The sequence below is a fragment of the Bradyrhizobium algeriense genome (genome assembly GCF_003062295.1).
Classification (GTDB): Bacteria; Pseudomonadota; Alphaproteobacteria; order Rhizobiales; family Xanthobacteraceae; genus Bradyrhizobium; species Bradyrhizobium algeriense.
Map to the genome: position 1 here is coordinate 33,772 of NZ_PYCN01000011.1, position 13,583 is coordinate 47,354.

Below are 13,583 nucleotides of genomic sequence, written 5' to 3' on the forward strand. Positions count from 1 at the left end.
TGTGCGGTCGCACATCGGGGAATCTCGAGGTTCCGGGTCTGGTCCTTCGGACCATCCCGGAACGACGGATAAGAAACTTAAGGGAGCGTCATCGTGGCGGACGGCGTCAGGAAAGACGAAGAGTTCTCGGGCACCAAGGAAGTCGAGGAGCGTCATCGCATCAACGAGGCGAACCTCGATGGCTGGATGCGCGAGCATGTCGAAGGTTATCAGGGTCCGCTGAGCGTCCTGCAGTTCAAGGGCGGCCAGTCCAACCCGACCTACAAGCTCGAAACACCCGGCCGATCCTATGTGATGCGCCGAAAACCGTTCGGCAAACTGCTGCCGTCGGCGCATGCGGTCGATCGCGAGTTCCGCGTCATCGCCGCGCTCGGCAAGCAGGGCTTTCCGGTCGCGAAAGCCTATGCGCTGTGCACCGATGACGCCGTGATCGGCGCGGCCTTCTACATCATGTCGATGGAAGAGGGCCGGGTGTTCTGGGACCCGACGCTGCCGGGCCAGACGCCGGACAACAGGCGCAAGATCTTCACCAGCAAGATCGAGACGCTGGCCAAGCTTCACGTCTTCAATCCCGAGCAAATCGGGCTCGGCGATTTCGGCAAGCCCGGCAATTATTTCGCGCGCCAGGTCGATCGCTGGACCAAGCAGTACCGCGCCTCCGAAACGCAGCACATTCCGGAATTCGAGAAACTTGCCGAGTGGCTGCCGAAAACCGTACCGGAGCAGGCGCGCGCCTCGATCGTCCACGGCGACTACCGTCTCGACAACATGATTTTCCACGCTACGGAACCGCGCGTGCAGGCGGTGCTGGATTGGGAACTGTCGACGCTTGGCGATCCCATGGCCGACTTCACCTATCTGTTGATGCAGTGGACCATGCCGGGTCTCGCCAATGCCGATCTCAAGGCGCTGAACATTCCAAGCCTGGAAGAGGCCGCGCAGATCTATTGCAACGTCACCGGCAGCGCCGTGCCGGACCTGAACTGGTATTTCGCCTATAATTTGTTCCGCCTGGCCGGCATCACGCAGGGCATTGCGGGACGCGTTCGCGACGGCACCGCGGCCAACGCCAAGGCGCTTGAGTCCGCGGCGCGCACCGTGCCGCTGTCGAAGGCTTCCTGGGAATACGCGCAGAAGGCCGGCGCGACCTAAGCCGCGTCGTTAGTTTACTTGGCACTCTCTCCGAATATTCGCGGCAGCCTGCTCATGGCGGTATCCATGGCGGCGTTCACCATGAACGACTCCATCACCAAGGCGGTGTCGTCCGAGATGAACTTCGGCCAGGTGATGCTGGTGCGCGGGCTGTTTGCGATTGGGCTGGTCGCGGCGTTCGCGTGGCATCAGGGCGCGCTGCGTCCGCTGCGCACGCTGATGCTCAAGCCGGTGGCGCTTCGGGTGTTCGGCGAAATCGGCGGCACGATCTCGTTCATGGCGGCGCTCGCGCATTTGCCGCTTGCCAATACGTCGGCAATCTTCCAGGCCTTGCCGCTGGCGATCACGCTCGGCGCCGCCGTGATATTCGGCGAGCCGGTCGGCTGGCGGCGCTGGTCGGCGATCGTGGCGGGCTTCATCGGCGTGCTCATCATCGTGCGGCCCGGGCTTGCGGGCTTCAGCCAGTATTCGCTGTTCGCGCTGGTGTCGGTCGCGTTCTGCGCGCTGCGCGATCTCGCAACCCGGCGGATCCCGGCAAAGATCCCGTCGCTGTTCATTACGTTGCTCACCACGGTGACGGTGACGACCGCCGGCGGCGCCATCCTGGTTCCGCTCGGCGGCTGGACGCCGCCATCGATAGGCGCGCTTGGCCTGCAGGCGCTGGCCGCCGTGCTGCTCCTGATCGGCTACCAATGCATCATCACGGCGTTGCGCTCCGGCGACATCTCGGCGGTGGCGCCGTTCCGCTATTCCGCGCTGCTGTGGGCGATGCTGCTCGGCTATCTCGTGTTCGGCGACGTGCCCGACGCGATGATGGTGCTGGGCGCATCCATTATCGTGCTGTCCGGCCTCTACGCCTTCTACCGCGAGCGCATCCGTCACCGCACGCTGGCGGCGGAATCCTCCGGCTTTCCGCCCGACGGGTTGTGATCGCGTCGCGGGCGCCCATATCTCCGAAGCTGATTGGAGATGGCCATGATTCAGCAACTGCGCATCTACGAAATATTCGAGAACAACAAGGCCGCGTTCCACGCCCGCTTTCGCGATCACGCCGCGCGCATCATGCAAACCCAGTACGGTTTCCGGATCGTCGCGATGTGGGAAACCAAATTCGGCGACAGGACCGAGTTCGCCTATCTGCTGGAATGGCCCGACGAGGCAACCAAGACTGCTGCATGGTCGGCCTTCATGGCCGATACCGAATGGTCCGACATCAAGCGCGTGACGCATGCGGAACACGGCTTGATGGTCGGCCAGATCGAGGACCGCTTGCTGGTGCCAACAGATTATTCGCCGGCGAAAGGCAGGAGCCTCCTTGCGATCTCCGCATAGAAAATCAGTCTTGTGCCCCGAACGCGATGCGGCATAGAGCGTCGCGCTGCGCCGCGTCCGAGGACGAAGTCGCGGCTAAATCGGCTTTCCCGTATACGGCATCGATGCGGTGAGGCCGCCGTCGACCGGGATCGCCTGGCCGTTGACGTAGGAGGCGTCATCGCTGGCGAGGAACAGTCCCATCGCCGCGAGTTCGTGCGGCTGGCCCGGGCGCTTCAGCGGATTGAGCTGGCCGATCTTGTCCTGGGTGCCGCGCTCCTTGGCGCGGTCGAACACCGGCTTGGTCATGCCGGTTTCGATCAGGCCCGGGCATACCGCGTTGATGCGCACGCCGGTGCCGGACAGCGAGTAGGCCGTGGTCTGCACCAGGCTGATGACGCCGGCCTTGCTCGCGCCGTAAGGATGACCGCTGGCGCCGGCCTTGAGGCCCGCGACGGAGGCGGTGCAGACGATCGAGCCGGACTTCTGCTTGATCATGTGCGGTATCGAATGCTTGATCGCCAGGAACGGCCCGATCAGATTGACGCGCAAGACTTCCTGCCAATGGTCGACGGTCTGCTCGGCGAGCGGCACCAGCCCGCCGCTGACGCCGGCATTGGCCCAGATCGCATCGAGCCTGCCGTATTTCGCGACGGCCTTGTCGATAAAGGCCTTCACGTCGCTTTCGGAACCCGCATCCGCCATCACGGCTTCGACGATGCCGCCGGCATCGCTGACGAGTTTCGCGGTTTCCTTCACGCCCTCGGTGCGGTCGACGATGACGAGCTTCGCGCCTTCCCTGGAGAACAGCACCGACGCGGCGCGCCCGATGCCGCTTCCAGCACCTGTGATGACGACGGATTTGCCTTCGAGGCGGCCCATGAGTTTCTCCCTGTGGTATTATGCGTGTCGGCGTCTGCCGCCTTGCGGAATTCAAACAAGATTTCAAACGTCAAAGTCACTTGAGACGATGCGTGCTCTGACGTACAGCGACAACAAACAGTATTGAAGGGCTTTGGCGATGTCCAATGCAGACAGGCCGAAAGTTGTCGCGACACGCTGGTGGTGGGTGCGTCACGCGCCGGTGCGCAGCGATGGCGGCAACATCTACGGACAGGAAGACATCGCCTGCGACACCGGCGACACCGAAGTGTTTGAGGCGGTCGCAAAGATCCTGCCGCGCAACGCGGTGTGGTACGCAAGCAATCTGCAGCGCACGCATCAGACCGCGGAGGCGATCTGGGCCGCGGGCTTTCCAAAGCCTGCTGCCATGACGAAGGAAGCGTCGTTCGCCGAACAGCATCTCGGGCAATGGCAGGGCATGAACCGCGCCGCGTTTCTCGCCAGCCAACCGGTCGGCAGCAGCTGGTTTGCCGATATCAACGAGCCCGCGCCTGGCGGTGAAAGTTTCATGGACCTCTATACCCGCGTCTGCCGCACGATCGTGCGGATCAATGCCGCGGAAGCCGGCAAGGACGTGATCGCCGTCGGTCATGGCGGCGTGATCAGGGCCGCGGTCGGTCTCGCGCTCGGCGGCCAGCCGGAGCGGGGGCTTTCCTTCGACATCGATAATGTCTCGGTGACGCGGCTCGATCATATCGCAAGCCCCGGCATATCGATCTGGCGGCTGCCGATGGTGAACCAGCAGCCCTGGATCGCCGACCCGCGCCACGCTGCGATGCATCAGCCGGCCGGGCCCGAGGTCAAGCCGGCAACCAAGCTCGCGTGATGCAGTTGTCGCCGCGTCCGAACGCTGCTTAGCTCAACACAGAATACAAGACCTCACATCTGGGAGAGAAACATGACCTTGTTCGATATGTCGGGAAAAGTCGCCGTCATCACCGGCTCCACGCGCGGCATCGGCCGCGCCATTGCCGAGCGCATGGCCGAACACGGCGCCAAGGTCGTGATCTCCTCGCGCAAGCAGGACGTCTGCGACCAGGTCACCAAGGAGGTCAACGAAAAGTTCGGCAAGGGGACGGCGGTTGCGATCGCCGCGAACATTTCCAGCAAGGAAAATTTGCAGAACCTGGTCGATGAATCCAACCGCGCCTTCGGCAAGATCGACGTGCTGGTCTGCAACGCCGCATCCAATCCCTATTACGGTCCGCTCGGCGGCATTTCCGATGACCAGTTCCGAAAAATCCTCGACAATAACATTGTCGCCAACAACTGGCTGATCAATATGGTCGTGCCGCAGATGATCGAGCGCAAGGACGGCTCGATCGTGATCGTGTCCTCGATCGGCGGCCTGAAGGGCTCGACCGTGCTCGGCGCCTACGCGATCTCGAAGGCGGCCGACATGCAGCTCGCGCGCAACCTCGCCTGCGAATACGGCAAGCACAATATTCGCGTGAACTGCATCGCGCCCGGCCTGATCAAGACCGATTTCGCCAAGGCGCTATGGGACAATCCGGAGACGCTGAAGGCATCGACGGCGCGTTCGCCGCTGCTCCGCATCGGCGTGCCCGACGAGATCGCGGGCGCCGCGGTGCTGATGGGATCGAAGGCCGGCGACTTCATGACCGGCCAGACCATCGTGATCGACGGTGGGGCGACGATCAGTTGACTATTGGCCTGTCATTCCGGGGCGCGCGCCAGCGCGAACCCGGAATCTCGAGATTCCGGGTTCAGCCCTAACGGGCTGCCCCGGAATGACGCTGCGCCTCAGTCCACCGCGGCGTACACCAGATCCCGCAGCAGGTTGCGGATATATTCGCGTTGGCCGGGGCCCTGCATCATGAACACCGTGAACAGGTCCTCGGCGGGATCGATGAAGAAGAACGTGCCGGCCATGCCGCTCCAGAAGAACTGGCCGAGCGAGCCCGGGAACGGCGCTATCCCTCTGTGAGTGCGGACCGCGAAGCCGAGGCCAAAACCGTGGCCGGGCGGCATCAGCGGTGAGTCGACCTTCACGCCGGGGGAGAGGTGATCCGAGGCCATCAGCTCCAGCGTCTTGCGGCCGATGATCCTGTTGCCGTCGAGCGCGCCGCCGTTGAGCAGCATCTGGCAGAAGCGCGCATAGTCCATGGTGGTCGAGACCATCCCGCCGCCGCCGGATTCCATCGCAGGCTTCTCAAGCATGTTGAAGAGCTGCACCTTGTCGCCATTCCAGGGATCGGTCGGGAACGGTTCGGCGAGGCGGCCGGCATTCGCTTCCGGCGTATGGAATGCGGTCTCCGTCATCTGCAGCGGCGCCAGGATGCGTTCGGTCAGGAAGGCGCCGAGCGACTTGCCGGAAACAACCTCGATGATGCGGCCGAGCACATCGGTCGAGCGGCTGTAATTCCATTCCGCGCCGGGTTGGCAGATCAGCGGCATGCCGGCGATTATGGTCGCGTGTTCGGCGTTGGTGATCTTGCGGCTGCGCAGCCGGGACTGCTGGTAGAGCTGCTGGACCAGGCCGTTGCCGGTGTGGTCGTAGGTCAGGCCCGAGGTGTGCCGCAGCAGATCCTGCACGGTCATCTGCCGCTTCACCGGTACCAGCTCGAGCTTGCCGTTGTTCTCGACGCCAACCTTCTGCTCGGCAAACTCCGGAATGAATTTTGCGACGGGGTCACCCAGGACGAAGTGGCCGTCCTCGACCAGCATCATGATGCCGACGGAGACGATCGGCTTGGTCATCGAGAAGATGCGGAAGATGCTGTCATGCGCCATCGGCGTGGCCGCCGCCGGGCTCTGCCGGCCGATCGCATCGAACCAGCCGACTTGGCCGCGCCGCGCCACCATCACGGTCGCGCCGGGCAGGGTTCCCTTGTCGACCTCGCGCCGGAAGGCATCGGACATAGACTGCAGGCGTACGCTCGAGAGCCCGATCGTTTCCGGCTTGGCATCGGGGAGGGCGGGGGTCTGGGGGGCGGACGTCTGCCGGGCGGCGGTCTGCGCGTTCATGGTGTCTCCCGTTGCGCTTGTTGTTTGTGACAGACGCGAACTTTGGCGCAGAAGCCCTGGCTTGGATAGAGTTCTTGATGTGGGGGCAATCGCTTCGCCCTTGCAATCGGGGCATGGCCTATGCTTGAAACGGCGCGAAGCGGCGCATGCGCCGGTTCCCTGCAGGAGTGTAGCTCAATTGGTAGAGCACCGGTCTCCAAAACCGGGGGTCGCAGGTTCGAGCCCTGCCACTCCTGCCAGTCTTTTCAATGACTTAGAAAAACTTCCAGCGGACTCTTGCTATCGTTCCGAGGCGACTTTGGGATGGGCTCCGGAGGCCAGATGAGCCTTCAGACGCTTGAGAACGAGATCATTCTCCTCAACGGGCTTAGCTCCGACGTAGCTTTCCGGCTTGGGTGCCGCCATCCGTGAAAGGCCTGAACCTCGCTTTTGCCCGCTGGTTCGGCACTTGAGGTTGCAGCGGCGAATCTGCTGCACTTATCCCGAGCGTCAGTTACAATGCGCAGGCGTTCCGGTGTGACAGGGGGAAGATTTCCTTGGCTCGCATTTTCTTGAGCCATTCGAGCGCGAACAACGTGGAAGCGGTTGCGTTGCGCGATTGGCTGGTCGGCGAGGGTTGGGATGATCTTTTCCTCGATCTCGATCCCAAACGCGGCATCGTCGCGGGCGAGCGGTGGGAGCGCGCGCTCAATCAAGCGGCAAGCCGGTGCGAGGTGGTCCTCTTCCTCGTCTCGAAGGCGTGGCTTGCCTCGCGCTGGTGCCTCAAGGAGCTTAATCTCGCCCACCGCCTCGGCAAGCGCCTGTTCGGCGTCCTGGTCGAGGATATTCCGCTCGGCGAGCTGCCTGCCGATTTGACCGGCACGTGGCAGCTCGTGCGGCTCGCGTCCGGGCGCGACCATGTCATGCTGCGCGCCATGCTTCCGGAGTCAGGTGACGAGGCGCATGTCACCTTTTCGGCCGAAGGCCTGGCGCGGCTCAAGGCTGGGCTGCAGAAGGCCGGCCTTGACGCCAAGTACTTCGCCTGGCCGCCGCCCGACGATCCCAACCGCCCGCCGTACCGCGGATTGCGCCCGCTGGAAGCCGAGGACGCTGGCATCTTTTTCGGCCGCGACGGTCCGATGGTCGAAGCGCTGGACCGGCTGCGCGGGTTGCGCGAAGCGCCGCCGCCACGTCTCATGGTGATCCTTGGGGCATCCGGCGCCGGCAAGTCGTCGTTCCTGCGCGCCGGGCTGATCCCGCGTCTCGCGCGGGACGACCGCCACTTCCTGGTGACGCCGGTGGTGCGTCCGCAGCGCGCCGTGCTGAGCGGCGAGACGGGACTGGTGGCTGGCCTCGAGGCGGCGTTCAACGCGCGCAGCCTTGCTTGCACACGCGCCAGAATCAGAGCGTCGCTCGACGGTGGCGCGCAGACTCTGAAGCCCCTGCTGGCGGACCTTCTCCAGGCCCATTGCCGAATGCTGCTCCCCGGCGATGCCGAAGTGGCAAGCCATCCGCCGGCTCTCGTCGTGCCGATCGACCAGGGCGAAGAGTTGTTCTTGGCCGAGGGCGCCAGCGAGGCGCAGGCCTTTCTGGCGGTGTTGCGAGACCTGCTAACGGTCGACGCCCCCGCGGTCGTGGCCGTCTTCACCATCCGCTCGGATGCCTACGAGCGCCTGCAGCTGGCAAAACCGCTGGAAGGCATTCGCCAGGACACCTTCAGTCTGGCGCCGATGCCGAAGGGGGCCTACGCGGAGATCATCAAGGCGCCGGCGCGGCGCCTCGAGGGCACGGCGCGCGCGCTCACGATCGAGGAGCCGCTCGTCGACGCGCTGCTGGCCGATGTCGAAGCCGGCGGCGGCAAGGACGCGCTGCCGCTGCTCGCGTTCACGCTCGAGCGGCTCTACCTCGAGCACGGGGGCGACGGCGATCTCAGGCTCAAGGAATACGACGCTCTCGGCAGGGTCCGGGGCTCGATCGAAGCCGCCGTCGAGCGCGCGCTCAGCGCCGCCGCCGCCGATCCGGCCGTACCCAAGGAGCGCGCCGCGCGGCTTGCGCTGTTGCGGCTCGGCCTCATCCCGTGGCTTGCCAATATCGACCTCGATACCGGCGCGCCGCGCCGTCGGGTCGCCCGGCTTTCCGAGATCCCGGCCGTAGCATCATCATTGATCAACTGCCTGATCGAGATGCGGCTGCTCGCGACCGACGTCGCCAGGGATACCGGTGAGGTGACGGTTGAGCCGGCGCACGAGGCGCTCCTGCGCCAGTGGGGCCTGCTGCAGATCTGGCTTGCAGAAGATTTCCAGGATCTCGCCGCGGTCGAAGGCGTCAAGCGCGCGGCGCGCGGCTGGGTCGAGAACGATCGTAATCAGGAGTGGGTCGCCCATGCCGGCGGACGACTGGAGGAGGCCGAGCGCGTGGCGGCCCGGGAAGATTTCGCCCTCCACGTGGAGCCGGCCGAGCGGGCATATCTGGCCGCGTGCCGCGCGGTCGAGCAGGCCGCGCGCCGCGACCGCGAGGCACAGCTGGCGGCGCGCGAAAGGGCGCAGCGACGGGCGCGCTGGGCGACGGCCGGCGTTTTCCTCGTTGGCCTCATGGCGTTGGCAGCGGGACTCTACCAGGCGCGCGCGACCGCCAAACGCGAGGCGCGGGTGCTGACCAGCCTGGCGAACCGGGCGATCATCGATCAGCACTATGATGCGGCCATGCGGATCGCCCTGCAGGGGTTGCCGGCTCCGGGCGATCTACCAGTGGCCCTCGGCTGGTCGACGCCAGAGATCAGCGGGCTCGAGGCTAAGCTTGCCGGCGCCGCGCAGATGAGTCCATTGCTGCACGCGTTCACAGGCCGCGGTAGGGGAATGCGGGGCGCCACGTTCAGCCCCGACGGCAAGCGCATCGTCACAACGTCGCAAGATGGGGCGGCTCGGATGTGGGACGCCGGCAGCGGCGAACTACTGGGCGAGTTCAGGGATCGCGGTGCCGATGTTTTGAGTGCGGCATTCAGCGCCGATGGCGCTCGCATTGTCACTGCCTCCGAAGACGGCACGGCGCAGATTTGGGATGCTGCCGGGCGCGAGATTCTAGGCAAGCTCAAGGGTCACGAAGGAAAGGTGTTCGCGGCGGCGTTCAGCGCCGATGCGAGGCGCATCGTCACGGCATCTGAGGACAAAACTGCGTTGGTATGGGACGTTGCCAGCGGCGAGTCGGTGTGCCGGCTCGAGGGCCACCTTGACGAGGTGTATCGTGCCGCGTTCAGCCCCGACGGGGCGCGTATCATTACGGCGTCGAGGGATCAAAGCGCGCGGGTGTGGGATGCCGCCAGTTGCGAAAAACTCGGTGAGCTCAAAGGCTACCGCAGCGTAATTTTCGACGCGGAGTTCAGTCCAGACGGTGCACGCATTGTCACGGCCTCGGACGACGGCATGGCACGCGTGTGGGATGTGGCAAAGGGCGAGATGCTGGGCGAGCTTGCGGGCCACCGCAGCAGGGTTTACAGCGCCGTGTTCAGCCCGGATGGCCGACGCATCCTCACGGCGTCGGAAGACGGAACGGCCCGAATATGGGACGCCGCCAACGGCGAAACGCTGCGCGAGCTCACCGGCCATGGGAGCTGGGTGCGCGCCGCCGCGTTCGACCCTGACGGGAGGCGCATCGTGACGGCATCAGGCGATGGAACCGCACGGGTCTGGGACCCCACCAGCGGCGAGCCGCTGCGGGTGTTCGCAGGCCACCGCCAATGGGTCCTGAGCGCGGCGTTCAGTCGCGACGGTGCGCGCCTCGTCACGGCATCGACCGATAAAACGGCGCGGGTGTGGGACGCCGCCAATGGAGCGCTCTTGCATGAGCTCAAGGGCCATCGTGACGGGGTTTCCGGGGCGGCCTTCAGCCTCGACGGGGCGCGCGTCGTCACCGCTTCCGACGATAGCACCGCGCGGGTGTGGGACGCCGCCAACGGCGAAACCCTGCGCGAACTGGCAGGACACGGCGGCGTCGTCCACGGCGCCGCGTTCAGTCCTGACGGAACGCGCATCGCCACCGCGTCCGCAGACAAGACCGTGCGGGTGTGGGACGCGGCCGTCGGCGAGACGGTGCATAAGCTCGAGGGCCACAGCCATCAGGTCATGAGCGTCGCATTCAGTCCCGACGGGAGGCGGATCGTCACGGCGTCCTACGATCGGACCGCGCGGGTGTGGGACGCCATGAGCGGCAAGATACTGCGCACCCTCGAGGGCCATGACGACAAGGTCACGAGCGCCGCCTTCAGCCCCGACGGGGCGCGCATCGTGACCGCAGGGTACGACCGCGCCGCGCGCGTGTGGGATGCCGGCAGCGGCGACATGCTGCGCGAGCTGAAGGGTCACAGCGACACACTCTATGCCGCGGCGTTCAGTCCCGACGGCGCACGCATCGTCACCGCATCGTACGACCGAACGGCACGGGTATGGGATGTGACCAGCGGCGACGTGCTGCGCGAGCTAAAGGGGCACAGCGACGGTGTCGCCAGCGCAGAGTTCAGTCCCGACGGGACGCGCGTCGTCACCGCGTCCGGAGATGGAACTACCCGGATGTGGGATGTGAGCTTTGGGACAATGATCCGTCGCGAAGAGCTGATCCGCCGAGTCTGCACCGAGAAGCTGCGCGGCGCCCGGACGTTTGCGGCGGTGGACACCGCGGACCCGGTTTCGTCCGGGTTTGCTGGCACCGATCCCTGCAAACGCGTGGGTCCTCTGTCCCTGCAATATTGGCTCGGCCTCGGCCGCGCCATGTGGGCCCTAGTGACGAAGTAGAGCCGCCGTCTTCCTCCGGCGGCTCTCTTCTGTCCGACGTCCGGGTTCAGCGGTACATGCGGTAGTAGCCCGGCCCTCTCACGCTCATCCCACCGTAGAACCGGCCGCTGCTACCGTAGAACCGGCCGCCATTACCGTAGTGCCGGCCGTAGCTACCGTAATAGCGGCGGTTACTGCCGAAACGACTGCCGCTGTTGAAGTGATCCTTGCGTTTTCCGTGCCGGAACGACGGCCGCTGGCCGCTATCGGCAACCTGGTTACCTTCGGTGCTAGGTCTTCTGGAAGGCATGTTCATTTCGCCCCCGCGGCCACCAAGAATGCTTCGGCTGCCGGAGTCCCTGCTGCTGCCGATCTCCCGGCCACCGCCAAAGTCGCGGCCGCCGCCGGAGTCAGAACCACTCCGAGATCCGCGTCGGTCCGATGTGTCGTCGCGGCTCTGGCGTCCGTTTGACGTATCGTCGCGCGTATCGTTCGTGTTCCGGCGCTGGTTATCTGTCGACTGGCCCTGGGACCGCGGTGACTTTTCGCCCCATGACGCAGCCGCTCGGCGCGAGTCCTCGTAATCGAGCCGCGTGCACGCCTTGTTGAGGTCTTGTGCGGATTTTTCGGTGCGCTTTCCATCCGTGATGGTGTAGCTCACGGCAAACCAGCCGAAACGACCCTCGGATTGCCGGCAGTCCCGATATAGCAGCGCCTCTTCCGCCAAGGCGCTTGAGGCCAGCATCGTCAAAAGGCTGGCCGAAAGAATGTACTTCCTCATTGGCCGTTCCTGTCCTGGATAGCCAGGAGAGATGTCGACCGCGGGAACGGACGTGAGCTCCCACCACCTCGGCCTGTCCGACCGCATTTTATACACGCTGCCCGGCCGCCCGGTTGTGACCTCCTTCACATTGCCGAGCGGTTCGCGCGTCTTTTTTACCTGCTTTGGTCGAACTCGAACTACAGCCTCGGAACGAGCGTAATCTGACTTTCCAGAGCAGCGGAAGTCATTCACGGCAGCGGGGCTCTATGTCGTGGTTCGGGGGAGGGGTCGCAGGTTCGAGCCCTGCCATTCCTGCCAGCTAAGTCAGCCTAATCAAAGACTTGATCGAAATTCCTGCTGTTCCGTGAACTTACGCGAAGAACGCGGTGAGAACCGCCATGTCCGATCGGGCGGGAGTCTCGCCCCGCAGATCGGCGTCGATCACCCGCCGGCATGCATCGATCGTGATGATGTCGCCGAGATCATTCGCCGCGTCGAGAACGGTCCAGGCCGTCTCGCCCGAGGGTCTTTCCAGGTCTTGGCCTAACAGAGCCATGGTCGTCTCGCTCCCCTATGGAGCGCCCAGAATAGCCGGGAGCTTTTAAAATCAAGATCGCGGGCTTGCGGGCATTTGAGAGAAGGCTGTATCTGGGGATTAACCAATGGCTGGCCGGTCTTTTTCGTTGGGGCGCCCCCAAAGGGGACCATTTGGAGCCCGCGGCACCCCGTACCTTGACCTTTTGCCCGGCCGGCAGTAGATACCCGCCACCTGCAGCCGGCCCGCTAGATGCGGATATCCGGCGCGGCTTTGAATTCCCCCGAACAATCGAGCCCGCTTGGCGGCTCATCCTTCGAGAGAGGGCTGGGCGCGAGAGGGCTGTTCGGATTCGCTTTAAATTGCAATCGTCTCACGAAGGACGCGGTAACCAACGATGGCTTTCAGCCCGTTCAAATTCCTGCAGGAAGTGCGCTCGGAGACCGCCAAGGTCACCTGGCCGACCCGCCGCGAGACGACGATCACCACGATCATGGTGTTCGTGATGGTTGCGCTGGCTTCGATCTTCTTTTTCATGTCGGATCTGGTGATCCGCTACGTTGTCACTTTCCTGCTGGGCGTTCACTGATGAGCACCGGAACCCAAACCATGGACAAGCGCTGGTACATCGTTCACGCCTATTCGAATTTTGAAAAGAAGGTCTCTGAATCGATCCGCGAGCAGGCCAAGCAGCGTGGGCTCGAGGAACTGTTCGAGCAGGTGCTGGTGCCGACCGAAAAGGTCACCGAGGTGCGCCGCGGCCGCAAGATCGACGCCGAACGCAAGTTCTTCCCGGGCTACGTGCTGGTGAAGATGAAGCTGACCGACGAGGCGTTCCATCTGATCAAGAACACGCCCAAGGTCACCGGCTTCCTCGGCGCTGAAAACAAGCCGATGCCGATCTCCGAATCCGAGGCGATGCGAATCCTGCACCAGGTGCAGGAAGGCGTCGAACGTCCGAAGGCGTCGGTGTCGTTCGAAATCGGCGAGAACGTCCGCGTGGCCGATGGGCCGTTCGCGTCGTTCTCCGGCGTGGTTGAAGAAATTGACGAGGCGCGTTCGCGCGTGAAGGTCGCGGTGTCGATCTTCGGCCGCGCCACGCCCGTCGAACTGGAATTCGGTCAGGTCGAGAAGGTCTGATCGGCAAAAGCGCGGAGCGCGTCTCCGCACTTAGAGAGCGCGAAGCTTA

The 13,583-nt window shown here is 64.4% G+C and carries 12 protein-coding genes and 1 tRNA gene; 9 read left to right on the plus strand and 4 right to left on the minus strand.

Annotated elements, in window-relative coordinates; translation table 11 throughout:
- The first annotated feature begins 93 nt into the window (after nt 1-93).
- Genes C7G61_RS21325 through C7G61_RS21335 form a run of 3 tightly spaced genes read left to right on the plus strand, consistent with a single transcriptional unit; the run spans nt 94 to nt 2,484 of the window.
- A complete protein-coding gene (locus C7G61_RS21325) occupies nt 94-1,152 on the plus strand; it encodes a phosphotransferase family protein (protein WP_108518020.1) in 1,059 nt (352 codons plus the stop codon).
- 18 nt (nt 1,153-1,170) lie between these two features.
- Nucleotides 1,171-2,082, plus strand: a complete 912-nt coding sequence (locus tag C7G61_RS21330; protein ID WP_108518022.1) for a DMT family transporter — start codon at nt 1,171-1,173, stop codon at nt 2,080-2,082.
- Nucleotides 2,083-2,127: 45 nt separating this feature from the next.
- Complete coding sequence (locus tag C7G61_RS21335) at nt 2,128-2,484, plus strand: NIPSNAP family protein (protein ID WP_108518024.1); 357 nt, start codon at nt 2,128-2,130, stop codon at nt 2,482-2,484.
- A gap of 75 nt (nt 2,485-2,559) precedes the next feature.
- On the opposite strand, the gene C7G61_RS21340 is transcribed toward C7G61_RS21335, so the two are convergent.
- Nucleotides 2,560-3,345: an SDR family NAD(P)-dependent oxidoreductase gene (locus C7G61_RS21340; RefSeq protein WP_108518026.1), complete on the minus strand. Its 786-nt coding sequence runs from the start codon at nt 3,343-3,345 to the stop codon at nt 2,560-2,562.
- A gap of 139 nt (nt 3,346-3,484) precedes the next feature.
- Here C7G61_RS21340 and C7G61_RS21345 point away from each other — a divergent pair, with 139 nt between their 5' ends.
- A complete protein-coding gene (locus C7G61_RS21345; RefSeq protein WP_108518028.1) occupies nt 3,485-4,192 on the plus strand; it encodes a histidine phosphatase family protein in 708 nt (235 codons plus the stop codon).
- A 72-nt stretch (nt 4,193-4,264) separates the two neighbouring features.
- Entirely contained in the window at nt 4,265-5,032 is a 768-nt protein-coding gene (locus C7G61_RS21350) for an SDR family NAD(P)-dependent oxidoreductase (RefSeq protein WP_108518030.1), read from the plus strand.
- 98 nt (nt 5,033-5,130) lie between these two features.
- Here the strand turns inward: C7G61_RS21350 and C7G61_RS21355 are convergent, their stop codons facing one another.
- Nucleotides 5,131-6,354, minus strand: coding sequence for a serine hydrolase domain-containing protein (locus C7G61_RS21355; RefSeq protein ID WP_108518032.1), 1,224 nt, complete (start codon nt 6,352-6,354; stop codon nt 5,131-5,133).
- A gap of 163 nt (nt 6,355-6,517) precedes the next feature.
- Between C7G61_RS21355 and C7G61_RS21360 the strand changes: the two genes are divergently transcribed.
- Together C7G61_RS21360 and C7G61_RS21365 are read left to right on the plus strand one after the other, a co-directional pair.
- Nucleotides 6,518-6,593 (plus strand) — tRNA-Trp (locus tag C7G61_RS21360).
- Nucleotides 6,594-6,890: 297 nt separating this feature from the next.
- Nucleotides 6,891-11,117, plus strand: coding sequence for an nSTAND1 domain-containing NTPase (locus C7G61_RS21365; protein WP_108518035.1), 4,227 nt, complete (start codon nt 6,891-6,893; stop codon nt 11,115-11,117).
- A 46-nt stretch (nt 11,118-11,163) separates the two neighbouring features.
- On the opposite strand, the gene C7G61_RS21370 is transcribed toward C7G61_RS21365, so the two are convergent.
- Nucleotides 11,164-11,877 carry a hypothetical protein gene (locus tag C7G61_RS21370; RefSeq protein ID WP_108518037.1) on the minus strand — a complete coding sequence of 238 codons (714 nt, stop codon included), beginning with the start codon at nt 11,875-11,877 and terminating at the stop codon, nt 11,164-11,166.
- Nucleotides 11,878-12,229: 352 nt separating this feature from the next.
- Complete coding sequence (locus tag C7G61_RS21375; protein ID WP_108518039.1) at nt 12,230-12,415, minus strand: hypothetical protein; 186 nt, start codon at nt 12,413-12,415, stop codon at nt 12,230-12,232.
- 376 nt (nt 12,416-12,791) lie between these two features.
- Between C7G61_RS21375 and secE the strand changes: the two genes are divergently transcribed.
- Together secE and nusG are read left to right on the plus strand one after the other, a co-directional pair.
- Nucleotides 12,792-12,983: a preprotein translocase subunit SecE gene (secE, locus tag C7G61_RS21380; protein ID WP_108518041.1), complete on the plus strand. Its 192-nt coding sequence runs from the start codon at nt 12,792-12,794 to the stop codon at nt 12,981-12,983.
- A 20-nt stretch (nt 12,984-13,003) separates the two neighbouring features.
- Nucleotides 13,004-13,534 (plus strand): transcription termination/antitermination protein NusG, encoded by a 531-nt coding sequence (gene nusG, locus C7G61_RS21385; protein WP_108518403.1) that lies wholly within the window; start codon nt 13,004-13,006, stop codon nt 13,532-13,534.
- Nucleotides 13,535-13,583 lie beyond the last annotated feature (49 nt).